Source organism: Kribbella sp. CA-253562 (assembly GCF_050942265.1).
Taxonomy (GTDB): domain Bacteria; phylum Actinomycetota; class Actinomycetes; order Propionibacteriales; family Kribbellaceae; genus Kribbella.
The window spans coordinates 1,032,252-1,053,529 of the sequence record NZ_CP192049.1; the positions used below are offsets into that span (position 1 = coordinate 1,032,252).

The following is a 21,278-nucleotide window of genomic DNA, read 5'->3' on the forward strand; positions in this document are numbered from 1 at the left end:
GCCAGGACCAGCCTGGGTTGGACCAGCAGGTGGAGCGGGAGCAGGCCGAGGTCGATCGAGATGTGCCGGCGGTCGACGGGCAGGAGAACAACCAGCAGCAGCCGGACCGCGACGGACCCGACGCACAAGCTCAGCAGGAGCCCGTACAGGTAGAGACGTCAGCCTTGCCGACCGGCGGTGACAAGCGCGCCGAAGCCCAGGCGCGGGAGGCCCAGAGCCCGTCAGGTCCGCTGGAGACCCGCCTGGCAGAGGATCGCCTGGCGGCTCAACAGGACGGCCAGCGTTCCAACGGCCAGCAGTCCAACGCCCCCGCGATGTCCAGGGACGAAATGGCCAAGCTCGCCGCGGTCACCCGGGAAGGCGTCGCAGCCCCCGCCGAGGGCGCGACCCGCTCCGACCGCCAACTCGAGCCCGCAGGCCAAGCCGGCCGAACCCCCGGCGCCCAGCACCAGCGCGACACCGAACGCACCCGCGACCCCCAAGGCCGAGACCGCTGAGGCCCTAGCCCCCGGAGGACTTCACCGACCGGGTTGCTCAGTTGCAGCAAGCACCTGGGCCACCCGGCCGGCCTGTGGTCAGTAGACGATCGCCTGCACATCGTCGGTGAGGATCTCCTCCGTGAACGCCGGCGCCCCCGCGATGCGCGTGCCGGGCAGCAGGTCGCTCTCCGTCAGGTCGCGGCGCTTGGCGCACTGGGTGCAGACGGTCAGCGTGCCGCCCGCGAGGACGGCGGCCAGCAGATCTCTCAGCGGCGCGGCGTGCGGAAGCGTGAAGCTGTCCGCCCGCCCAGGGAGGGCGAACCAAACGGCGTCGCCGGTCAGCCACAGGGAGACGGTGGCGCCCGAGGCCACGGCGGTGGCCGCCACCGTGAAGGCCTGGTTGGCGCGTTCGGGTTCTTCGGCGCCTGCGGTCAGCTTGATCACCAGCGTGCGGGACATCACGCCACCGTAGCTCAGCGCCCCGCCGGGCATCCCCTAGACTGGCGAACGTGCTGCACCTCATCTTCACGACCCTCCTGGTCCTGGTCAGTGTGTTCATGGCCTGGTTCTCGGCGTTCGTCGTCTACCGGCTGTACCGCGGCCGCAGCACGAACTGACGCCGGCGACTGCGATGGCTTTCGAGATCCCGCAGGACCTGCACCCCGACCTGATGCCGCTCGCCTGGCTGCTCGGGCGCTGGGAAGGCCGCGGGCACGGTGACTACCCGACGATCGAGAAGTTCGAGTTCGGGCAGCAGATCGACTTCAGCCACAACGGCAAGCCGTACCTGCACTACGTGAGCCAGACCTACGTGGTCGGCGAGGACGGCACCAAGGAGCGGCCGCTCGCGGTCGAGACCGGGTTCTGGCGGCCAAAGCCGGACAACAAGCTCGAGGTCGTGCTGGCACACCCGACCGGCTTCGCCGAGATCTGGTACGGCGAGATCGACGGCGCCAAGGTCGAGATGCAGACCGACGTGATCGCCCGGACGGCCACCGCCAAGGAGGTCACGGCGGGTCACCGCCTGTACGGGCTGGTCAAGGGCGAGCTGCTCTGGGCCTACGACATGGCCGCCGAGGGCCAGCCGCTGCAGCCGCACCTCTGGGCCACGCTCGTCCGTGCCTGACCCAGCTCACACAACCCGCCTGACGCAACCCGCCGGACTCAGCTCTCGCTGACCCAGCTGTACTCGACCTTCGGCCGCCCACTGCGCCCGTCGTAGCGCTGCGTGCGCAGCACCTGCTGCTGATCGGCCAGATGCTCCAGATACCGCCGAGCGGTGATCCGCGACGTGCCCAGTTCCGCAGCCACTTCCTCGGCGGTCCAGCCTTCCCGGTTGCCCAGCAGTTGCACCACCCGATCCAGCACTGACCCCGCAAGCCCTTTGGGCACAGAAGAAACCGTTGCTGGGTGCAACAACCGGTCGACCTCGTCCTGATCGGCGACCACCTGACCGGCCTCCGCCGCGCGCCGTTGCCGTGCATAGGCCGACAGCCGGTCCCGCAACGTCTCGAAGGCGAACGGCTTGAGCACGTACTGCACGACGCCGATCCGCGCCGCGGCCTGCACCGCCGACACCTCCCGGGCCGACGTCACCGCCACCACGTCGGTCTGGTTGCCCGAAGCACGCATCCGGCGGACGACGTCCAGCCCGTGTCCGTCCGGCAGGTTCATGTCGAGCAGCACCAGATCGACCTGCCCGTGGGTCAGCACCGCCAGCGCCCGCGCCGCCGTACCGGCGATGCCGACGCAGGTGAAGCCGGGCAGCCGGTCGACGTACGTGCGGTGCGCCTCGGCGGCGACCGGGTCGTCCTCGACCACCAGTACGCGCAGCGGATCAGGCACTCGCGCTCACCGCCCGGGGCAGGCGGACCCGCACGGTCAGCGCGGGGATCTCGTCCAGCTCGGAATCCGGGTCGACCATCAACGTCCCCTGCCAACGCTCGACCGTGCTGCGGACCAGCACCAGTCCGAGTCCGTGTCCTGGCTCGTTCTTCGTCGTCCAGCCGCGCTCGAACATCCGGGCCAGTTCGGCCGCACCCAGCTCGGCGCCGGTGTTGGTGACGGCCAGGTCGATCGCGTCCGGGGTCGTGCTCGCCTTCAGTTCGACCCGCCGAGGCGCCGGACCGCTCCGAGCCGCCTCCATCGCGTTGTCGAGCAGATTGCCGACCACGGTGACGACATCCTGCGCGGGCAGCCGCGTGTTGAGCGCCTCCGAGCCGAGCTCCAGCGTCAGCAGTACGCCGCGTTCCTGCGCCTGCGACAGCTTCGCCAGCAGCAGCGACGCGAGCACCGGGTCGCCGACCGTGCCGACCACTCGATCCGTCATCGCCTGCGCGAACTGCAGCTCGGACACCGCGAACTCCCGGGCCCGCTCCGGCCGGCCGATCTCGATCAGGCTGACCACCGTGTGCAGCCGGTTGGAAGCCTCGTGGTTCTGCGCCTCCAGCGACTCCGCCAGGCTCCGGACCGCGTCCAGCTCGCCGAGCAGCGCCTGCAGCTGGGTGTGGTCGCGCAGCGTCACGATCCGCCCGGAGCGGGCCGGTTGCTGGTTCACCACGACCACGCCGTGCGCCCCGAGATGCAGTTCGTCGTACGCCGTCCGGCCGGCGCGAAGCAGCTCGGACAGGGCGCTCGGCAGGTGGAGCTCGTCGACCATGACACCGGCCGGGACCTGCTGGAGGCCGAGCAGCCGCCGCGCCTCGTCGTTGATCAGCTGGATGCGCCCGTCGCTGTCGATGAGCAGCAGGCCTTCGCGGGCGGCACGCAGTACGCCCTGGTAGAAGTCGAGCATCCAGGCGAGCGTCTGGGTCCCCATCCCGCGAGTGGCATGGCGGACCCGCCACGCGACCAGTGCGTTGCCGGCGATCGCGACCCCGAGCATCAGGCTGGCAATGCCGAGCATCGTCCGGGTCTCGCTCTGGAGGAGCTCCGACCAGCTCGGTGGGGTCAGCCCGGCGGCCGCCGCGTCCCGGTCGGCCCGCGAACGCGTCCGGCTGGCCAGCGTGACCCAGACCATCGCGATCAGCACCGCGACCGTCCCGGTCTGCAACCAGAGCACCTGGCGCCGCAGCTCCCACGGCCGTCGTCCCATGGCGACATTGTCCACACCAGTGCCGCCGGTGGTAGACCGCGGCAGCTGTTCGCCGCCGTCAGCCGGTACGCCGCGTGCCGGGCCGGCGGTCGCGGTGGCGAACGATATGAACGAAATGCGCCGTTGTCCTGTGCGTCACGTCACAGTTACCCAGAACCGCCCTGATCCAGCGCTGCCGGCCGAGGAGCCACGTATGTCGACCACCGCACCCCGCCCCACCCCGGTCCGCAACGACCGGACCCACTTCCTGTACATCGCCGTGATCGTCGCCGTCCTGCTGGGAATCGGCGTCGGCTTCCTGTTCTCCGACTTCGCGGTCGAGCTCAAACCGCTCGGCACCGGGTTCGTGAACCTGATCAAGATGATGATCAGCCCGGTCATCTTCTGCACGCTGGTACTCGGCATCGGCTCGGTCCGCCAGGCCGCCAGCGTCGGCAAGGTCGGCGGTCTCGCGCTGCTGTACTTCGTCGTGATGTCGACCGTCGCGCTGGCCATCGGCCTGGTGGTCGGCAACCTGGTTCAGCCGGGTTCCGGCCTGAACCTGACCGACAAGCTGCGCGAGTCCGGTCAGAGCCAGGCCGCCGGCGCGCACGAGAACACCACCGACTTCCTGCTCGGCATCATCCCGAAGACGATCGTCTCGGCGCTGACCGAGGGCGAGGTCCTGCAGACCGTGCTGGTCGCGCTGCTGATCGGGTTCGCCCTGCAGGGCATGGGCTCGAAGGGCCAGCCGATCCTGGACGGCATCGCGCACCTGCAGCGGCTGGTCTTCAAGGTGCTGGCGATGATCATGTGGGCGGCCCCGATCGGCGCCTTCGGCGCGATCGCCGCGGTCGTCGGCGCCACCGGCGTGGATGCCCTGGTCAGCCTGGGCAAGATCATGCTGGCCTTCTACATCACCTGCCTGCTGTTCGTGATCGTTGTCCTGGGCACCATTCTCAAGGTGGTCACCGGGCTGTCGATCTTCCAGCTGCTGCGCTACCTGGGCCGCGAGTTCCTGCTGATCGTGTCCACGTCGTCGTCGGAGACCGCCCTGCCCCGGCTGATCGGCAAGATGGAACACCTCGGCGTCTCCAAGAGCGTGGTCGGTATCACCGTGCCGACCGGCTACTCGTTCAACCTGGACGGCACCGCGATCTACCTGACGATGGCCTCGCTGTTCATCGCTGAGGCGATGGACCAGCCGTTCTCGATCGGGCAGCAGATCTCCCTGCTGGCGTTCATGATCATCGCCTCGAAGGGCGCCGCCGGGGTCACCGGCGCCGGCCTGGCCACGCTGGCCGGTGGGCTGCAGTCGCACCGGCCGGACCTGGTCGACGGCGTCGGGCTGATCGTCGGCATCGACCGGTTCATGTCCGAGGCTCGCGCGCTGACCAACTTCGCCGGCAACGCCGTCGCCACGGTCCTGGTCGGCCACTGGGTCGGCCAGCTCGACCGGGAGCAGGTCAAGCAGGTCTTCGCCGGCGACGACCCGTTCGACGAAGCCGCGTTCGCCGCCGGTGACACCCATGCGGGCGACGTACCGGCGGCCGTCACGGCCGGCAGCGGTCCGGAGACCCAGGACCGCACCCACTAGTCCATCCGTCCCACCCCTCACCAGTGCCCGTCAGCCACCGCTGACGGGCACTGGTCATTTCCCGGCGAGCAGTTCGACCACCGGGGCCAGCTCCTCCAGGTAGCCGGCGTTCACGCTGATGTACGACGTACCGAGCACGTCTCGGCGATGCAGCAGCTCGTCGGCCATCTGGCGCGGACCGCCGGGCAGGAGCATCAGTGAGTCGGTCGCGCGCAGCTCCTCCGGATCCACGCCGGTCGCCCGCTTCGTCCACGGCGGCAGATCCCCGTCACCGGCCGCGAACAGGTTCAGCGCGAGCTCGATGTCGTCCGCCCGGTCGCCGGCCATCGTCCGCAGCTCCTTCGCGAGCTGGACCACCTCGGTGATCGGCGTCATCGCGCCCTTCGCGATCGAGACGACGTCCGCCCGCTCGGCCGCGAGCGCCAAAGACTTGGGTCCGCCCGCGGCGATGAGCACCGGCGTGTGCTGGTCGCCGTCGAGCTCGGCCAGGTGATCGAGCGTCTCGCGCACCTGCTCCAGCCGCTCCTTCGCCGACCCGTACGGCAGGCCGAGCCGCTCGGCGAACTTGTCGGTCCCCGGCCGCCCGGTGCCGATGCCGAACTCGAAGCGCCCGCCGGTCAGCTCGGTCAGCGTGTGCGCGTCCCAGGCAGCGGCGTACGGGGTGCGCATGGGGGCGGCGGCCACGAAGGTCCCGACACGGACGTCGGCGACGGTCGCGGCCATCGCGAGCGACGGGAACGGGGAGAGCAGTTGCAGCCCGTCGGGCATCAGGATCGTCGAGTAGCCGAGGTCGGCGGCCCGGCGTACGGTCTTCGTCCACTGGTCTGGGCCGCCGTCCGGGGTGGCCACGATGCCGAATCTGAAGCGCCTGTCTGTCATGGTTGCGTCCTCTCCGAGTCGTACCTCCAGCCTCGTGATCGGGACGGTTGTCCACATCCCACGACGGGAGGCGTTCGGCGTACGACGCGCGACGTACGCTGGTGACATGTCACTGAAGCGCAGCCCCCTGCTGGACCTGCCCGCGGCGGTCGAGGCCGACGGCCTGGACGCCGGAGTCGCGGCGCACTACGGCTCGGACCTGCGCGAGCAACGCGCGCTGGTGCAGGGCCAGGGGTACGTCGACCTGTCGCACCGGGACGTGGTGACGATCAGCGGGCCCGACCGGCTCACCTGGCTGCACGCGCTGACGACGCAGTACTTCGAAGGCCTGGCCGCCGGGACGTCGACGACGGCGTTGCTGCTGTCCCCGACCGGCCACGTCGAACACGCGATGTACGGCGTGGACGACGGCGAGACGTTCTGGCTGCACACCGAGCCGGGCGCGGCGACCGCGCTGGTCGAGTGGTTGCAGAAGATGGTGTTCATGTCCCGGGTGGAGATCGCCGACGTCACCGACGCGTACGCCATTGTCTGGCGTCCGGGCCCGGCGCCGGCCGAAGGGCCGTTGACGCGCAGCGGCCGCGACTCCCTCGGTGGGTACGAGGTGTTCCTGCCCCGCGAAGAGCTCTCGGCGTACGCCGAACTCGCGGGACCGCCGGCGGGCGTGTGGGCGTACGAGGCGCTGCGGATCGAGGCGGGGCATCCGCGCTTCGGCCTCGACACCGACGAGCGCGCGATCCCGAACGAGCTGGGCTGGCTCGGCGTCGGCGTCCACCTGGACAAGGGCTGCTACCGCGGCCAGGAGACGGTCGCCCGGGTGCACAACCTCGGTCGTCCGCCGCGCCGGCTGGTCCGGTTGCACCTGGACGGTTCGGTCGACCACCTGCCGCAGCACGGGTACGCCGTCCGGGTGGGCGACAAGCAGGTCGGGTTCGTCGGTTCCGCGGCGCGGCACCACGAGTTCGGGCCGATCGCGCTGGCGCTGGTGAAGCGCTCGGTCGATCCCAGCGCCGAGCTGCAGGTCGTCGCCGAGGACCAGCCGACGGTGACCGCGACCCAGGAGCTGATCGTCGACCCGGAGGTCGGGCTGCACGTGCGCAGCCGGTTGTGAGCCGACGGGCGTGTCTCCCGATCCCCCGCCTACTGCGCGGCACCCGGCACGGCACCTCGCCGCACGGGAGCCAAGGCCACGATGCTTCGCATCGCCGGCCTCGTCTCCCGCACGCCGAGCTACCGCACCGGGCACCTGCTCGCTACGGCGCGGGATCGGGAGACACGCCCCTCATCTCCAACGAGGGTTTTTGCTCCTGACGCATCCGCCGTACAGTTCAGCCGTGACCGAACCTGTGATCGTGGCCGACGTCGTCCGCAGCGGCTTCGTCGAAGGACACCACCGCGGCTCCGTCGTCGTGACCAATGCCGACGGTGGTGTCGAGTGGTCCGTCGGCGTGGTCGACGAGCCGATGTTCCCGCGCTCGTCGAACAAGCCGATGCAGGCCCTCGGCATGCTGCGCCACGGGCTCCAGCTGGACGGCCGGCTGCTGGCGCTGGCCGGGGCTTCGCATTCCGGCGAGCAGATCCACCTGGACGGCGTACGGGAGATCCTGGCGGGCGTCGGGCTGGACGAGACCGCGCTGCGGACGCCGGCGCAGTACCCGGTCGAGGACGAGGCGCGGGATGCGTGGGTGCGGGCCGGGCACGGTCCGGAGCCGATCACGATGAACTGCTCGGGCAAGCACGCGGCGATGATCGCGACCTGCGTGGCGAACGGGTGGCCGATCCACGATCCGGCCCGCGAGCACAGCCCGGACGGCGTCTGGGGCGCCGACGACTACCGCTCCCCGCAGCACCCGCTGCAGCAGGCGATCCGCACCGCCGTCGAGGACTCGGCCGGCGAAAAGGTCTCGTACGTCGCGGTCGACGGCTGCGGCGCGCCGATCCTGGCGATCAGCCTGGCCGGTCTGGCGCGCTCCTTCGGCCTGTTCGCATCGGCCGCGCCGGACACGCTGGAGGGCCGCGTCGCCGACGCGTTCCGCGCGTTCCCGGAGTACGCCAGCGGCACCCGCCGCGACGAGGCGGCGCTGATCCGCGCGATCCCCGGCCTGTTCTGCAAGGTCGGCGCCGAAAGCGTGTACGCCGTGGGCCTGGCTGACGGCCGCGGCATCGCGGTGAAGATCGACGACGGCAGCGCCCGCGCCCGGGCGGTGGTGATGGCCGCCACCCTGAAGAAACTCGGCCTCACCCACGAAGTCCTCGATCAGCAGGAACACGCCCCGCTGCTCGGCGGCGGCGTACCGGTGGGGTCCGTCAGACCCCACCTGCCCACTTTCGCCTGATCCGCCTCCACCGCCCGGCCTCGGCCAGGGCCTCCGCCCCGCCTTCCTCCACCCCGCCCCGCGCCGAAGGCGCGGGGCGGGGTGCTTCGTTCCTCGTGACCCGCAGTAGTGAGCGGCCTCACGGCTCGCCTGCTTGCAATTGCAAGCACTCTGCTAGCACACTGGACGCATGGCCAGGTTGAGTGATCGTGCGGCAGACGCGATGGGTTCGGTGGGGGAGTACCTCGCCGAGCAGCGTCGGCACGCGCAGTTGTCGTTGCGGCAACTGTCCGACCTGGCCGGTGTCTCCAACCCGTACCTGAGCCAGATCGAGCGCGGCCTGCGCAAGCCGTCGGCCGACGTACTGCAGCAACTGGCCAAGGCGCTGCGGATCTCCGCAGAGACGCTCTACGTGCGAGCCGGCATTCTCGATCCCGAAGACGGAACCGACGGCGCCCGGCGGGCGACCGGCGTGGTCGACGCGATCCTGCTCGACCCGGCGCTGAACGAGCGCCAGAAGCGCGTGCTGCTCGACGTGTACGGATCGTTCGTGCGCGAGAACGCCGACGACGAACCGGCCGCGGCGGCGACGAAGCCCCCGGCCCGCAAGACCGCGCAGGCCAAGAAGGCCCGGCCGACGGAGCACAAGACGGCCGCGAAGCCGGCCCGCAAGACGGCGCCGAAGAAGCCCGCGGTCCCCACGACCCCTGCAACACCGCGCACCACCCACTGAACAACACTGCTCGGAGGAGAAGCCTGATGGCTACCCGTACCCCCGTCACGCCCCTGTACGTCATCGCCGGTGCCGGCGATCTGGCCGTGGAGAAGTTCCGCGCGGTCAGCGAGGACGTCACCGCCCGGTTCGCCCAGCTGGACCAGCAGAAGCTGCAGGCGACCCTGCAGACCGAGCTGACCAAGCGCCAGGTCGAGCTGTCCAAGCGGCTCGAGGCGCTGGCCGCGGACGCCAAGACCGTGCCGGCCAAGCTGCGTGAGCTGCCGGCCGTCGCCCAGGCCGGGCTGACCACCGTGCTCGGCCAGGCCGAGGTGACCTACGAGGACCTGGCCGCCCGCGGCGAGGAGATCGTCGGCCGGATCCGCAGCCAGAAGGCGTCCGAGGACCTGGCCGCGCAGGCCAAGACCACGGCGAGCAAGGCGAAGGCGACCCGGACCACCGCACGCAAGACCGCCGACACCGCCGCCCGCAACGTCAAGGCGACCACCACCAGCGCCCGCAAGACCACGAAGACCGCCGCGAAGGCCGCCGGCGACGCCGCCGCGAAGGTCGGCGACTGACCGTAGTCCCCGCGTCGCGGGCCGCCGCCGTACCCGGTCGGCGGCCCGCAACACGCCGACGGGTGGCCCGAATCTGCCGCTGAGCAGAGGTGGGCCACCCGTCTGCTTGTTAGGCTCGTACGCATGCTCCCACTCGCCACGTTCCCGAACCTGTTCCCGGGGTTCGGCAATCCGTTCGACGTCATCTGGTGGGTGGTCCTCGGCCTCAAGCTGGTCGCACTGCTCGACGCCGCGTTCCGCCCGCGCGCGGTGTTCGTCGCGGCGGACAAGCTGACCAAGCCCGGCTGGATCCTGATCCTGGCGGCGTTCTCGCTGTCGCAGATCTTCCAGGGCGGCTGGCTCAGCTTCTTCGGCCTGATCGGCATCGTCGCCGCCGGTGTCTACCTGGTCGACGCCCGCCCGGCCCTGCGCGCCGCCGGCGGCCGCGGCCGAGGCGGCGGCTGGGGCATTCGCCGCCGCCGGGGCCCCCGCCCACTCTGAGCCCGTCTGCTCCCGCCGTACGGGTGTTCGGCCCCTCCCCATTTGCCGGGTTAACCCTCGGAAGTGTGGGTTCTACCGCCGCATGACGAGGTGGAACCCACACCCTCGAGGGTTAACCCGGCAAATGGGGGAGGTGGACTACGAGCGGTAGACGATCACCTTGTCGCCGACCTCGACCTGGTCGAACAACCACTTGATCTTGCCCAGGTCGCGCACGTTCACGCAGCCGTGCGAGGCACCGGCGTAACCGCGGGCGGCGAAGTCCGACGAGTAGTGCACGGCCTGACCGCCGCTGAAGAACATCGCGTACGGCATCGGGGAGTCGTACAGCTTGGAGACGTGGTTGCGGCTCTTCCAGCCGACCGAGAACGCGCCCTCGCGGGTCGCGGTCTTCTTCGCGCCGAACCGGACGTCGAACTGCAGCTTCACCACGCCGTCGACCACGTAGCGCAACTTCCGGGTGGACTTGTCGATACACAGCGCGACGCCGGTCGCGCAGCGCTGGTCGAGCTTCTTGCCGTCCACCACCGGCGCGGGCGGGAACAGTTCCTTCTGGGTCGGCTCGTGGGTCGCGGCCTTCAGCTGGTCCCAGGTGTTCTGGTCGACGTAGCCGAGCTCGGGAATCCCCTTCGACGCCTGGAACTTCTTCACCGCCGAGCGGGTCATCGTGCCGAAGGAGTTGTCCAGCCACTTCTTGTCGAGCAGTTTGAGCTGGATCAGCCGGGCCTCGACCTTGCGGACGTCGGCGCTGCTGGATCCGTTGCCCCACAGGGATTTCGGGTAGATCGGCAGCTCACCGCTGACCTCGAACGGCACGGTCTTCAGGTCGGTGCTCGCCACCGGCGCTGCCGGAGCCGCGGCAGCGGCGGAGCCTCCGGAACTGTCCAGTCCATAGACGACCAGCCCGGTCGCGGCCGCCGCGACGACCATCCCCGCCAACAGGTGCCGGACGGCCGACACCTTCCCTACCCAGTTCCGCGCGCGCATCGCGTACCCCTCGTGGTCGAATCCCCTGTACGTACTGGGACGTCCTCACCGACCGGTTGGTTGGCCCCCACACCCAATTGCCGAGCCAGCGTAGGTGGTGAATCACACCCGGTACACCCGTCGTGAGCAACTCGTGACCTGTTCCACACTGGTGCCATGGAGATCCTGCTCAGCACCGCGGACATCACCACGGTCCCGGCCGACGCGATCGTCAATGCCGCACATCACGCCCTGCGCGGCGGCGGAGGCGTCGACGGTGCCATCCACCGGGCCGGTGGGCCGACGCTCCTGACCGAGCTGATCGAGCGCTACCCGCACGGCCTGCCGACCGGCGAGGCCGGCTGGACGACGGCGGGCGACCTGCCCGCGTCGTACGTGATCCACGTCGTCGGGCCGAACCACGCCGCGGGCCAAACGGATCCGGCACTGCTCGAGTCCTGTTACCGCAACGCGCTGCGGATCGCCGACGAGCTCGCCGTCCGCCGGTTGTCGCTGCCGGCCGTGTCGGCCGGGATCTACGGCTGGCCCGCGCAGTCGGCGGCCGACATCGCCGTCCGGACGTTGCGTCGTACGCCGTCGTCGGTGGAGACGGCGACGTTCTGCCTGGTCGAACCCCGGTTGTTCGAGGCCTTCAGCAAAGCGACGGCGGCCGAGGAGTAGTCCTCGGCCGCCGTCGACGGGTGCTGCGGGTGGATCAGGCGCTGTAGACCAGGATGCGGTCGCCGACCTTCACCCGGGCGAAGATCCAGGCGATCTTCTTCTTGTCGCGCATGTTGATGCAGCCGTGCGAGGCGCCGTTGTAGCCGCGGGCCTTGAAGTCGGCCGAGTAGTGAATGGCCTGGCCGCCGCTGAAGAACATCGCGTACGGCATCGGCGACTTGTAGATCGACGAGACGTGGTTCTTCGACTTGCGCTGCAGCTTGAAGAAGCCGTTGCGGGTCGGCGTCCGCGGCCCACCGAAGCGAGCGTCGCCGGTGGCGAGCAGCTTGCCGTTGTACAGGAACGCGACCTTGCGGGTCTTCTTGTTGACGCAGATGATGCGGCCGGTCATGCAGCGCTTGTCCAGCCGCAGCTTGCCCGGGACGAGCACGTTCTTGGCGGCCGGCTTGACCGCCGCCTTCGCAGCCGGCGCCGTTGCGGCCGTCGGCGCAGTCGTCGCCACGGCCGGAGCGGCCGACGGCGCGGCCCCCGCCGTACCGGTGGCGGCGAACACGCCGGCCCCCAGCATCGCGACCGCCGTCGTGGTGGCGCCGAGCTTACGCAGAATCCCCATGAAACTTTGTCCTTCCCCCAACTGAGTGACTTCCACTGTGTAGACGACGAAGCAGGCACTCCGGTTGGTCACGATCCGGAAAATTCCCCCGCGGATCGCGACCTTGCGGTGAACCGTTGATCAGGCCTTGTTCTTGCGGCCCAGCTTGGCGCGCTCGATCTGGGTCAGCGCGACCTTGCGCATCCGGATCGCGTCCGGGGTGACCTCGACGCACTCGTCCTCGCGGCAGAACTCCAGCGACTGCTCGAGCGACAGCTTGCGGGCCGGCACCAGCTTCTCGAACTCGTCCGCGTTCGAGCGGACGTTGGTCATCTTCTTTTCCTTGGTGATGTTGACGTCCATGTCGTCGGAGCGTGAGTTCTCGCCGACGATCATGCCCTCGTACACCTCGGTGCCCGGCTCGACGAACATCGTGCCGCGCTCCTGCAGGTTGATCATCGCGTACGACGTGGCGACGCCGGTGCGGTCGGAGACCAGCGAACCGGACGGGCGGGTGCGCAGCTCGCCGAACCACGGCTCGTAGCCCTCGAACACGTGGTGCGCGATGCCGGTGCCGCGGGTGTCGGTGAGGAACTCGGTGCGGAAGCCGATCAGGCCGCGGGCCGGGACGAGGAACTCCATCCGGACCCAGCCGGTGCCGTGGTTGGTCATCTGCTCCATCCGGCCCTTGCGGACCGCGAGCAGCTGGGTGACGGTGCCCAGGTACTCCTCCGGGCAGTCGATGGTCAGCCGCTCGACGGGCTCGTGCTTCTTGCCGTCGATCTCCTTGGTGACCACCTGCGGCTTGCCGACGGTGAGCTCGTAGCCCTCGCGACGCATCTGCTCGACCAGGATGGCCAGTGCCAGCTCTCCACGGCCCTGCACCTCCCAGGCGTCCGGACGCTCGGTCGGCAGCACCTTGATCGACACGTTGCCGACCAGTTCCTTGTCGAGCCGGTCCTTGACCAGGCGGGCGGTGACCTTGGTGCCCTTGGTCCGGCCGGCCAGCGGCGAGGTGTTGGTACCGATCGTCATCGAGATGGCCGGCTCGTCCACGGTGATGAACGGCAGCGGCTTGGGGTTGTCCGGGTCGGCCAGGGTGTCGCCGATCATGATCTCCGGGATGCCGGCGATCGCGACGATGTCACCTGGTCCGGCCGAGTCGCCGGGCACCCGCTCGAGCGCCTCGGTGACCAGCAGTTCGGTGATCTTGACCCGCTGGAAGGTCCCGTCGTGCTTGCACCAGGTGACCTGGGCGCCCTTCTTCAGCGTGCCCTCGTGCACCCGGACCAGCGCGAGCCGGCCGAGGAACGGCGAGGCGTCCAGGTTGGTGACGTGCGCCTGCAGCGGCGCGCCCTCGGTGTACTCCGGGGCCGGCACGTTGGCCAGGATCGTCTCGAACAGCGGCTCGAGGTCTTCGGAGTCCGGCAGGCCGCCGTCGGCGGGCTGGTTCAGCGAGGCGCGGCCGGCCCGGGCCGAGGCGTAGACGACCGGGAAGTCCAGCGCGCTCTGGTCGGCGTCGTGGTCGAGCAGGTCCAGGAACAGCTCGTAGGTCTCGTCGACGACCTCGGCGATCCGGGCGTCCGGGCGGTCGACCTTGTTGACCACCAGGATCACCGGCATCTGCCGGGCCAGCGCCTTGCGCAGCACGAACCGGGTCTGCGGCAGCGGGCCCTCGGAGGCGTCCACCAGCAGCACGATGGCGTCCACCATCGACAGGCCGCGCTCGACCTCGCCACCGAAGTCGGCGTGGCCGGGGGTGTCGATGATGTTGATCGTCATCTGCTCGCCGTTGGCCATCTTGTGCCGGACGGCGGTGTTCTTGGCGAGGATCGTGATGCCCTTCTCACGCTCCAGGTCGCCGGAGTCCATCGCTCGCTCGTCGACGTGCTGGTGGGCTCCGAACGCGCCGGACTGCCACAGCATCGCGTCGACCAGGGTGGTCTTCCCGTGGTCGACGTGGGCCACGATGGCCACGTTGCGCAGATCATTACGGAGGGGCATGCGGAAGCGCTCCAAGCAGTTGAGACAAGCAGTGGTCACTGAGAGTCAGATGGTGGCTACGGCGGGTGTGATGTCGCTCGGCGGCCACTCGACTTACTGATCGACGCACTGCGCAGCCAGTCCATCCTACCGGTGACCCCGCGTGGCGTCGAAACCGGCCGCCCGGGCCGGTGACGCTGCGTGTCCGCGATGCGGTAGGGCCTTTGACATTTGTTGACTGGACGTCCAGTCTATAGGTGGGCGCCTGGGGAGGGGCCTCGAAGGGGAAACAACGGGGGGTCAAGCCCGGGAGTGCCGAGCACGAGGTGGGGGATGCTCGGCCTCCGGGGCCCTGACCAGGGAAGAAGAACGTGCCGCGGTCGGTCGCCACGAACCAGCAGATGCGGGAACGCTCGCGCGAGCGGATTCTCAGCGCTGCCCTGGAGGTGTTCGCCGAGAAGGGCTACGAGGCGGCGTCGATCTCCGAGGTGACGGCCCGGGCCGGGGTCTCCCGCGGGCTGGTCGGCTACTACTTCGCCTCCAAGCGCGATCTCGCCGCCCAGCTGCTCGACCGCTGGCTGGACGGCATCGCCGGCATCCTGGACATCCCCGGTACGGCGGACGAACGGCTGGCCGGCATGATCGACGGCGCGCTGATGGCCGCGGCGATGACGCTGCCGGTGCAACGGCTGGCGATCTCGCTGATGATGCAGCCCAGCACGCACGGGATCTTCGCCGAGGTCGAGACCGAGAAGTCCGACCGGATGGCGCTGGTCGAGGACGCCATCCGCAAGGTCTTCGCCGAGCGCGGCGCGGCCGACCCGGCGGTCGAGGAGATGTTGCTCAGGGCAACACTCGAGGGCGTGACGGTCAAGCTCGCGATCTATCCCGAGACGTTCCCGCTGGAGCCGATCCGCCGCCGTCTCTACGCCGGCTACGGCCTGCCGGAACCGAAGGACCCGCTCCCGGTCCCGTCACCCCCTGTGCACCGCCTGCGCGCCAAACCCTGAGCTGTCAGTTGACCCGGTGCACCTTGTGCTGCGCGGCCTGGGCGCGCGGGCGGACGGTCAGGCGGTCGATGTTCACGTGCGGCGGCCGCGACGCCACCCAGGTGACGATCTCGGCGATGTCGTCCGAGGTCAGCGGCTCGGCGACCCCGGCGTACACGGCCTCGGCCTTCTGCTCGTCGCCGTCGAAGCGGGTCAGCGCGAAGCCCTCGCTCTTCACCATGCCCGGCGCGATCTCGCAGACCCGGACCGGCTGGTCGAACAGCTCCAGCCGCAGCGTGTCGACGACCGCCTTCACCGCGTGCTTGGCGGCGACGTACCCGCCACCGCCCTCGTACGCGACCTGTCCGGCGGTCGAACCCATCACCACGATCGTGCCGCGGCCCGCGATCAGGGCCGGCAGCAACGACTTGGTGACGGCGGCGACGCCGATCACGTTGACCTCGTACATCCGCCGCCAGGCGTCCAGGTCGGCGTCGGCGACCGGCTCGAAACCGAACGCGCCACCGGCGTTGTTCACCAGCAGGTCGACCCGCTCACCGGCCGCCGCGGTCAGCGCCGCGACATCCTCGGCCGAGGTGACGTCGCACTGGACGGCCCGCCCGTCGATCTCCTTCGCCAACTCCTCGATCCGGTCCAGCCGCCGGGCGGCGCACACCACCTCGAACCCGGCCGCCGCGAGTTGCCGCGCGGTGGCCGCCCCGATCCCACTGCTGGCTCCGGTCACTACGGCCACAGGACGAGTCGTCATAGCCACAGTCTTTCAAACCCGCTCCAGGACGCGGTACGCCGTCTCACCGCGAGCGGCTCTCACCACGCCGCCGAGTGCCACCAGACTGATCGCCGCGAAGCCCGCCAGCAGCCCGAGCGTCTGGGCGTCGGGGTGGATCAACGACTGCCCGCGGAACGCCTGGACCGTCACGGTGATCATCAGCCCCGTGTAGGCGAACGCGGCCACACCCACCAGTCGGGCCCGCACCCGCTCCGGCCGCAGCCACGCCACCCGCGCCGCCAGAACACTCAGCACCAGTACGACGGCCAGCAGCGCGTGAATCGCGTGCAGTCCGACGAAGTGCGGGATCCGCAGATCGCCGCCGACTGTGCTCCAGTTGGTCAACGGCATCCCGGGTCCGCCGGCCTCGACGCCGATGCCGTGGCTGCCCGCCAGCGTCACCGGTTGCCCGTTGGCGTCGACCACCTGCTGCTCGGCGGAGTTGTTGCCCACCAGGTAGAAGGCGAGGAACATGCCGGCGGTCGCCAGGCCGAGGCCGACCCGGATCGCGCGGTTCAGCGGCGCGTCGCCGACCCGCTGGAACAGCAGCATGATCGCGACGACCAGGCTGGCGCCGAACAGTCCGATCACGCCGGACATGAAGACCTGCTGCCCGACCTGGTTGAAGGTGTCGGTGTTGGCGTTGAAGTGGCTGAACGTGCCGCGCGCGGCCTGGATCGCGATGAAGCCGACGTCCACGATCCCGGTGATCGCGAACACCGTGCCGGTCCACCAGCCGAAGCGCTCGGCCTTGCGCAGCCGCGACAGCAGCCACGCGAGCGTCGCGCCGTACAGGACGAACGAGAGACCGAACTTGAACGGCTTCAGCCAGACGGACTCGTTGAGGACCTCGCGGCTGTCGACCAGGAGGCCTGCGGCGGCGGTCAGGACGAGGGCGGCCATGGTCAGCACCATCAGCATCAGTGGACGGTGCCACGACTTCAGTTCGGCCAGGACGGTACGCATCGGGGTTCTCCAGGACGTCGGCGCGGGCGGTGGGGACGCCTTCCATGCTTCGCGTCCGGGGCCTTGCGCACAGTGGTCCCAATCCGCCGATCGCTGGTGGACTTAGGCCCACCGCCCGCGGCGCACGGGGTCGCGCACCGCCCGCCGGCGCCGGAGTTACGCTGACCAGGTGACCCAACCCTCCGCTGACCGTCCTCTTCGGCGGGTCGCGATGATCAGCCTGCACACCTCCCCGCTGGACCAGCCGGGCACGGGCGACGCGGGCGGGATGAACGTCTACGTGGTCGAGCTGTCCAAGCGGCTCGCCGGCCTCGGCATCGCGGTCGACATCTTCACCCGCGCGACCTCGTCGACGCTGCCGCCGAAGATCGAACTGGTGCCCGGTGTCACCGTGCGCAACGTCGCCGCCGGCCCGTACGAGGGACTGGCGAAAAACGAGCTGCCCGCCCAGCTGTGCACGTTCGCCCGCGCGGTCCTGCGCGCCGAGGCGGTCCGCGAGCCGGGCTACTACGACGTGATCCACTCGCACTACTGGCTGTCCGGCCAGGTCGGTCTGCTCGCGCGGGACCGCTGGGCCGTGCCGCTCGTGCACACGATGCACACGATGGCCAAGGTCAAGAACGCCAGCCTCGCCGACGACGACGTACCGGAGCCGCCCGCGCGATTGCTCGGCGAGGAGCAGGTGGTCGAGGCGGCCGATCGGCTGCTGGCCAACACCGGCGACGAGGCGAAGGAACTCATCGACCTGTACGGCGCGCAGCCGGCCAAGGTCGAGGTGGTCAATCCCGGGGTCGACCTGGAGATGTTCAGCCCGGGTGACCAGGCGGCGGCCCGGCGTACGGTCGGGGTCCGGGAGGACGCGATCGTGCTCGCGTTCGTCGGGCGGATCCAGCCGTTGAAGGCGCCCGACCTGCTGATTCGTGCCGCCGCGCGGATGCTCGAGCGGGACCCGGGGCTGCGCGAGCGGCTGGTCGTCGCGGTCATCGGCGGCCCGTCGGGCAACGGGATGGAACACCCCGAGGCGCACGCCGAGCTGGCTCGCCGGCTCGGGGTCGACGACGTGACGCGGTTCGTGAAGCCGATGCCGCGGCCGGGACTGGCCGACTGGTACCGGGCCGCGTCGGTGGTCTGCGTCCCGTCGTACTCGGAGTCGTTCGGGCTGGTCGCGCTGGAGGCCCAGGCGTGCGGTACGCCGGTCGTCGCGGCCGCTGTCGGTGGGCTGACGACCGCGGTCAGTGACGGGGTGACCGGGCTGCTGGTGCCGGGGCACGGCGTCGACGAGTTCGCCGACGCGCTGGGCCGGATCGCGACGGATCCGGCGACCCGCGAGAGCATGAGCAAGGCCGCGGTCGAGCATGCCCAGGCGTTCGGCTGGGAACACACCGCGGAGAAGACGCTGGCCGCGTACCGGACGGCCGCGCGGACGATGGCGGCCGAGCTGGCCGCGGAGGTGGCGGGATGAGCGCACGGCGTACTGGACTGGCCGGATGAGGGTCTCGGCGGCGGACGTGATCCGCCAGGTGCTGACCGAGAACGACCTCGACTTCACCGAGACCACCCCGGGGGCGTTCAGCGCGGACCTGCCCGGTGAGCGCAAGCTGAAGACGACCGTGTCACTGACCGTGGGCGGGCAGTCGGTGCACGTGCACGCGTTCGTCGCCCGCCGGCCGGACGAGAACCACGAGGCCGTCTACCGCTGGCTGCTCGAACGGAACCTGAAGATGTACGGCGTCGCGTTCGCCGTCGACCACCTCGGCGACATCCACCTCGACGGCCGGGTCCCGCTGCACGCGATCACGCCGGTCGAGGTCGACCGGCTGCTGGGCGCCGTCCTGGAGTACGCCGACTCGTCGTTCAACACGATCCTGGAGCTGGGCTTCGCGGGGTCGATCCGCAAGGAGTACGAGTGGCGGGTCTCGCGGGGTGAGTCGACCCGGAACCTGGACGCGTTCAAGGGCTGGCTCGAGCCTCGATAGCATGCGGGTATGACCTATCGCCTGATCCTGCTCCGCCACGGCCACAGCGACTGGAACGCCAAGAACCTGTTCACCGGGTGGGTCGACGTCGACCTGAACGCCCAGGGTGTCGAGGAGGCGCACCGCGGCGGTGAGCTGCTGCGCGACCGCAACCTGCTGCCCGACGTCCTGCACACCTCGGTCCTGCGCCGCGCGATCCGCACCGCGAACATCGCGCTGGAGGTGGCCGGCCGGCAGTGGATCGACGTCCGCCGCTCCTGGCGGCTGAACGAGCGCCACTACGGCGCCCTGCAGGGCAAGGACAAGAAGCAGACCCTGGAGGAGCTCGGCGAGGAGCAGTTCATGCTGTTCCGCCGCTCCTACGACACCCCGCCGCCGCCGATCGAGCGCGGCTCCGAGTACGACCAGGCCGGCGACCCGCGCTACGCCGCGCTGCCCAGTGAGTTGCTCCCGGCAACCGAATGCCTCAAGGACGTCGTGGTCCGGATGCTGCCGTACTGGTACGACGCGATCGTGCCCGACCTGCGCGACGGCAAGACCGTCCTCGTCACCGCCCACGGCAACTCCCTGCGCGCCCTGGTCAAGCACCTCGACCAGCTCGACGAGCAGACCGTCGTCGGCCTGAACATCCCGACCGGCGTACCGCTGTACTACGAACTCGACGACGACTTCAACCCGATCACCAAGGGCGGCGAGTACCTGGACCCGCAGGCCGCCGCCGCGGCGATCGAGGCCGTCAAGAACCAGGGCCGCTGACCAAGAACCAAAGGAACAAAGACCACAGACAGTTGGGTGGTCTCCGGGGTGACCGCAGGCGGGCAGGATCAGGCCGCCTGCGGTCACCGTTGCCCTGTCTCGTGACACTCGCAGGCGCACGTTCGCACCCCGGGGACCGTACGGTGAACCGGTGAGTCTTGTGCGGGCCTCGGTGCGGGCCGTTCATCGGCTGTTGACGGACGACAACTTCGATCTCTGGCTGCTGACCGCTGCCGCTGGGGTGTTCACGGTGCTGGGCATCGTGGACGTCGCGAGCATGAGCGTGCTGAGCTCGGCGATTCTCGCGCTGCTCGCGGCGTTGGCCGTGGCGCAGATCCGGTCCCGCCGGCTGGTCGCGGAGATCGCCGACCGGACCGAACCCGCCGACGTCCTGCTGCGCGACTTCCCCGAAGACCTGGTCCGGCGCCGGGCCGAGGCCGACGACGTTCTGCTGATCGGGATCGCGATGGCGCGCACCGTCCAGGGAGCCCGCGACGACTTCCACCGCGCGTTGACCCGCGGCGCGCGGATCCGGGTCCTGGTCGTCGACCCGACCGACCACCACCTCGTCGAGCAGGCGGCGCTGCTTCGTCCGGCCGGCAGGCAGCCCTGCTGGCGCAGCGGATCAGGGCGACGCTGGACGAACTGGCCGAGCTCAAGGACAGTACGCAAGGCGATCTGGAGATCCGGGTCGCGCAGTTCATCCCGCCGATCGGCGTGAACCTCGTCCGCGCCGGCACCTCGGCGACCGTGACCATCCAGCACCCGGAACTGAGGCCCGCCGCCGAGCCAGGACCGATCCTGCACTTCGCCGAAGCCGACGGCGGCTGGTTCACCTTCTACGCCCAGCAGGCCGAACGGCTCTGGGAAGCCGGTACGGCGTGGCCGCCGCCACCCGATCGTCGCCTGAACGCGATGGCGCGTCCCCAGTTCGCTCAGTCCTTCGGCCCGGAGCTGCTGAACTCGATGAAGGTCGCGAACGACCTGTTCGTCACCGGCGTCGCCCGGAACACCCTGCTGGTCGAGAACTACACCGAGTTCGAGCGCTGGCTCCGGCGGGGCACCACGATCCGCATGCTGTTGATCGAGCCGACGTCGAGCGCGGTCGAGATCGCCGCCGAGCGGTACTACGCGGAACGGTCCCCGGCATCCACCCGGGCGCGGATCGAACAGTCCCTGCGCCTGTTGTCCGAGCTCGCCGCGTCGACTGCCGGAGCCCTGGAGGTGCGGCTCACCAGCCATCCGATCCCGCTCGGTGTCATCGCGGTGGACGCAGCGGCGGACCGGCGTACGGACCACTCCGCGCTCTTCGTCGAGTACTACACCTTCCAGGCGGCGGGCGAGCCGAAGTTCGTGCTCCAGCCGGGCGACACGTGGTTCGCGCAGTTCCTGGCCGAGGCCGAGTTGCTGTGGAGTGGCGCCCGGCAACTTCCTCTTCCCGAGCCGGAGTCGACCTGACCGCC

24 protein-coding genes are annotated in these 21,278 nt (G+C 70.0%); 15 read left to right on the plus strand and 9 right to left on the minus strand.

The features are described 5' to 3' along the window. Positions 1–17 precede the first annotated feature (17 nt). Complete coding sequence (locus ACQPXM_RS05005) at positions 18–497, plus strand: hypothetical protein (protein WP_432945232.1); 480 nt, start codon at positions 18–20, stop codon at positions 495–497. A gap of 78 nt (positions 498–575) precedes the next feature. Here ACQPXM_RS05005 and ACQPXM_RS05010 read toward each other — a convergent pair whose 3' ends face one another. After that, positions 576–938 (minus strand): DsrE family protein, encoded by a 363-nt coding sequence (locus tag ACQPXM_RS05010; RefSeq protein WP_432945234.1) that lies wholly within the window; start codon positions 936–938, stop codon positions 576–578. A gap of 172 nt (positions 939–1,110) precedes the next feature. Here ACQPXM_RS05010 and ACQPXM_RS05015 point away from each other — a divergent pair, with 172 nt between their 5' ends. Then, positions 1,111–1,605 (plus strand): FABP family protein, encoded by a 495-nt coding sequence (locus ACQPXM_RS05015; RefSeq protein ID WP_432945236.1) that lies wholly within the window; start codon positions 1,111–1,113, stop codon positions 1,603–1,605. A gap of 38 nt (positions 1,606–1,643) precedes the next feature. Here ACQPXM_RS05015 and ACQPXM_RS05020 read toward each other — a convergent pair whose 3' ends face one another. Beyond that, positions 1,644–2,324 (minus strand): response regulator, encoded by a 681-nt coding sequence (locus ACQPXM_RS05020; protein WP_432945238.1) that lies wholly within the window; start codon positions 2,322–2,324, stop codon positions 1,644–1,646. Next, positions 2,317–3,573, minus strand: coding sequence for a sensor histidine kinase (locus ACQPXM_RS05025; RefSeq protein WP_432945240.1), 1,257 nt, complete (start codon positions 3,571–3,573; stop codon positions 2,317–2,319). Before ACQPXM_RS05025 ends, ACQPXM_RS05020 begins: the two co-directional genes overlap by 8 nt. A 193-nt stretch (positions 3,574–3,766) precedes the next feature. Here ACQPXM_RS05025 and ACQPXM_RS05030 point away from each other — a divergent pair, with 193 nt between their 5' ends. Next, positions 3,767–5,149: a cation:dicarboxylate symporter family transporter gene (locus ACQPXM_RS05030; protein ID WP_432945242.1), complete on the plus strand. Its 1,383-nt coding sequence runs from the start codon at positions 3,767–3,769 to the stop codon at positions 5,147–5,149. 54 nt (positions 5,150–5,203) lie between these two features. Here the strand turns inward: ACQPXM_RS05030 and ACQPXM_RS05035 are convergent, their stop codons facing one another. Next, positions 5,204–6,028, minus strand: coding sequence for an LLM class flavin-dependent oxidoreductase (locus ACQPXM_RS05035; RefSeq protein ID WP_432945244.1), 825 nt, complete (start codon positions 6,026–6,028; stop codon positions 5,204–5,206). A 106-nt stretch (positions 6,029–6,134) separates the two neighbouring features. On the opposite strand from ACQPXM_RS05035, the gene ACQPXM_RS05040 reads away from it, so the two are divergent. The 5 genes from ACQPXM_RS05040 to ACQPXM_RS05060 all read left to right on the plus strand — a co-directional run bounded on the left by ACQPXM_RS05040 (position 6,135) and on the right by ACQPXM_RS05060 (position 10,116). Further along, a complete protein-coding gene (locus ACQPXM_RS05040) occupies positions 6,135–7,139 on the plus strand; it encodes a YgfZ/GcvT domain-containing protein (RefSeq protein ID WP_432945246.1) in 1,005 nt (334 codons plus the stop codon). Between the two features lie 223 nt (positions 7,140–7,362). Continuing rightward, a complete protein-coding gene (locus ACQPXM_RS05045; protein WP_432945248.1) occupies positions 7,363–8,364 on the plus strand; it encodes an asparaginase in 1,002 nt (333 codons plus the stop codon). Between the two features lie 169 nt (positions 8,365–8,533). Beyond that, positions 8,534–9,076, plus strand: a complete 543-nt coding sequence (locus tag ACQPXM_RS05050; RefSeq protein WP_432945250.1) for a helix-turn-helix domain-containing protein — start codon at positions 8,534–8,536, stop codon at positions 9,074–9,076. 26 nt (positions 9,077–9,102) lie between these two features. Beyond that, positions 9,103–9,636 carry a hypothetical protein gene (locus ACQPXM_RS05055; RefSeq protein ID WP_432945252.1) on the plus strand — a complete coding sequence of 178 codons (534 nt, stop codon included), beginning with the start codon at positions 9,103–9,105 and terminating at the stop codon, positions 9,634–9,636. 123 nt (positions 9,637–9,759) lie between these two features. Then, on the plus strand, positions 9,760–10,116 hold the full coding sequence (locus ACQPXM_RS05060; RefSeq protein ID WP_077017445.1) for a DUF2516 family protein: 357 nt from the start codon (positions 9,760–9,762) through the stop codon (positions 10,114–10,116). Between the two features lie 138 nt (positions 10,117–10,254). Here ACQPXM_RS05060 and ACQPXM_RS05065 read toward each other — a convergent pair whose 3' ends face one another. Continuing rightward, a complete protein-coding gene (locus ACQPXM_RS05065) occupies positions 10,255–11,103 on the minus strand; it encodes a L,D-transpeptidase family protein (protein WP_432945254.1) in 849 nt (282 codons plus the stop codon). Positions 11,104–11,259: 156 nt separating this feature from the next. On the opposite strand from ACQPXM_RS05065, the gene ACQPXM_RS05070 reads away from it, so the two are divergent. Continuing rightward, positions 11,260–11,763, plus strand: coding sequence for a macro domain-containing protein (locus ACQPXM_RS05070; RefSeq protein WP_432945256.1), 504 nt, complete (start codon positions 11,260–11,262; stop codon positions 11,761–11,763). A gap of 34 nt (positions 11,764–11,797) precedes the next feature. Here the strand turns inward: ACQPXM_RS05070 and ACQPXM_RS05075 are convergent, their stop codons facing one another. Both ACQPXM_RS05075 and typA read right to left on the minus strand, forming a co-directional pair. Continuing rightward, positions 11,798–12,376 carry a L,D-transpeptidase gene (locus tag ACQPXM_RS05075; RefSeq protein ID WP_432945258.1) on the minus strand — a complete coding sequence of 193 codons (579 nt, stop codon included), beginning with the start codon at positions 12,374–12,376 and terminating at the stop codon, positions 11,798–11,800. Positions 12,377–12,496: 120 nt separating this feature from the next. Beyond that, entirely contained in the window at positions 12,497–14,359 is a 1,863-nt protein-coding gene (gene typA / locus ACQPXM_RS05080) for a translational GTPase TypA (RefSeq protein WP_432945260.1), read from the minus strand. Between the two features lie 350 nt (positions 14,360–14,709). On the opposite strand from typA, the gene ACQPXM_RS05085 reads away from it, so the two are divergent. Next, positions 14,710–15,348, plus strand: coding sequence for a TetR/AcrR family transcriptional regulator (locus ACQPXM_RS05085; protein WP_432945262.1), 639 nt, complete (start codon positions 14,710–14,712; stop codon positions 15,346–15,348). A gap of 4 nt (positions 15,349–15,352) precedes the next feature. On the opposite strand, the gene ACQPXM_RS05090 is transcribed toward ACQPXM_RS05085, so the two are convergent. Then, on the minus strand, positions 15,353–16,096 hold the full coding sequence (locus tag ACQPXM_RS05090) for an SDR family NAD(P)-dependent oxidoreductase (protein ID WP_432945264.1): 744 nt from the start codon (positions 16,094–16,096) through the stop codon (positions 15,353–15,355). A gap of 12 nt (positions 16,097–16,108) precedes the next feature. Then, entirely contained in the window at positions 16,109–17,083 is a 975-nt protein-coding gene (locus ACQPXM_RS05095; protein WP_432945266.1) for a hypothetical protein, read from the minus strand. 169 nt (positions 17,084–17,252) lie between these two features. Here ACQPXM_RS05095 and mshA point away from each other — a divergent pair, with 169 nt between their 5' ends. The 5 genes from mshA (at position 17,253) to ACQPXM_RS05120 (ending at position 21,273) form a co-directional block, all read left to right on the plus strand. Next, positions 17,253–18,545 (plus strand): D-inositol-3-phosphate glycosyltransferase, encoded by a 1,293-nt coding sequence (gene mshA / locus ACQPXM_RS05100; protein ID WP_432945268.1) that lies wholly within the window; start codon positions 17,253–17,255, stop codon positions 18,543–18,545. Between the two features lie 25 nt (positions 18,546–18,570). After that, positions 18,571–19,059: a YbjN domain-containing protein gene (locus ACQPXM_RS05105; RefSeq protein ID WP_432945270.1), complete on the plus strand. Its 489-nt coding sequence runs from the start codon at positions 18,571–18,573 to the stop codon at positions 19,057–19,059. Positions 19,060–19,068: 9 nt separating this feature from the next. Continuing rightward, entirely contained in the window at positions 19,069–19,815 is a 747-nt protein-coding gene (locus ACQPXM_RS05110; protein ID WP_432945272.1) for a phosphoglyceromutase, read from the plus strand. Positions 19,816–19,966: 151 nt separating this feature from the next. Further along, on the plus strand, positions 19,967–20,536 hold the full coding sequence (locus ACQPXM_RS05115; protein ID WP_432945274.1) for a hypothetical protein: 570 nt from the start codon (positions 19,967–19,969) through the stop codon (positions 20,534–20,536). Then, the gene (locus ACQPXM_RS05120) at positions 20,533–21,273 is read left to right on the plus strand and encodes a hypothetical protein (protein ID WP_432945275.1); all 741 of its coding nucleotides are present in this window, start codon (positions 20,533–20,535) and stop codon (positions 21,271–21,273) included. Before ACQPXM_RS05115 ends, ACQPXM_RS05120 begins: the two co-directional genes overlap by 4 nt. Positions 21,274–21,278: the final 5 nt, after the last annotated feature.

What these genes read in the sequence shown, in the direction of transcription:
- ACQPXM_RS05010 (WP_432945234.1), bottom strand. Translation starts at nt 938, where the DNA reads ATGTCCCGCACGCTGGTGATCAAGCTGACCGCAGGCGCCGAAGAACCC.
- ACQPXM_RS05015 (WP_432945236.1), top strand. Translation starts at nt 1,111, where the DNA reads ATGGCTTTCGAGATCCCGCAGGACCTGCACCCCGACCTGATGCCGCTC.
- ACQPXM_RS05025 (WP_432945240.1), bottom strand. Translation starts at nt 3,573, where the DNA reads ATGGGACGACGGCCGTGGGAGCTGCGGCGCCAGGTGCTCTGGTTGCAG.
- ACQPXM_RS05030 (WP_432945242.1), top strand. Translation starts at nt 3,767, where the DNA reads ATGTCGACCACCGCACCCCGCCCCACCCCGGTCCGCAACGACCGGACC.
- ACQPXM_RS05035 (WP_432945244.1), bottom strand. Translation starts at nt 6,028, where the DNA reads ATGACAGACAGGCGCTTCAGATTCGGCATCGTGGCCACCCCGGACGGC.
- ACQPXM_RS05040 (WP_432945246.1), top strand. Translation starts at nt 6,135, where the DNA reads ATGTCACTGAAGCGCAGCCCCCTGCTGGACCTGCCCGCGGCGGTCGAG.
- ACQPXM_RS05050 (WP_432945250.1), top strand. Translation starts at nt 8,534, where the DNA reads ATGGCCAGGTTGAGTGATCGTGCGGCAGACGCGATGGGTTCGGTGGGG.
- ACQPXM_RS05055 (WP_432945252.1), top strand. Translation starts at nt 9,103, where the DNA reads ATGGCTACCCGTACCCCCGTCACGCCCCTGTACGTCATCGCCGGTGCC.
- ACQPXM_RS05060 (WP_077017445.1), top strand. Translation starts at nt 9,760, where the DNA reads ATGCTCCCACTCGCCACGTTCCCGAACCTGTTCCCGGGGTTCGGCAAT.
- ACQPXM_RS05065 (WP_432945254.1), bottom strand. Translation starts at nt 11,103, where the DNA reads ATGCGCGCGCGGAACTGGGTAGGGAAGGTGTCGGCCGTCCGGCACCTG.
- ACQPXM_RS05070 (WP_432945256.1), top strand. Translation starts at nt 11,260, where the DNA reads ATGGAGATCCTGCTCAGCACCGCGGACATCACCACGGTCCCGGCCGAC.
- ACQPXM_RS05075 (WP_432945258.1), bottom strand. Translation starts at nt 12,376, where the DNA reads ATGGGGATTCTGCGTAAGCTCGGCGCCACCACGACGGCGGTCGCGATG.
- typA (WP_432945260.1), bottom strand. Translation starts at nt 14,359, where the DNA reads ATGCCCCTCCGTAATGATCTGCGCAACGTGGCCATCGTGGCCCACGTC.
- ACQPXM_RS05090 (WP_432945264.1), bottom strand. Translation starts at nt 16,096, where the DNA reads ATGACGACTCGTCCTGTGGCCGTAGTGACCGGAGCCAGCAGTGGGATC.
- ACQPXM_RS05095 (WP_432945266.1), bottom strand. Translation starts at nt 17,083, where the DNA reads ATGCGTACCGTCCTGGCCGAACTGAAGTCGTGGCACCGTCCACTGATG.
- ACQPXM_RS05105 (WP_432945270.1), top strand. Translation starts at nt 18,571, where the DNA reads ATGAGGGTCTCGGCGGCGGACGTGATCCGCCAGGTGCTGACCGAGAAC.
- ACQPXM_RS05110 (WP_432945272.1), top strand. Translation starts at nt 19,069, where the DNA reads ATGACCTATCGCCTGATCCTGCTCCGCCACGGCCACAGCGACTGGAAC.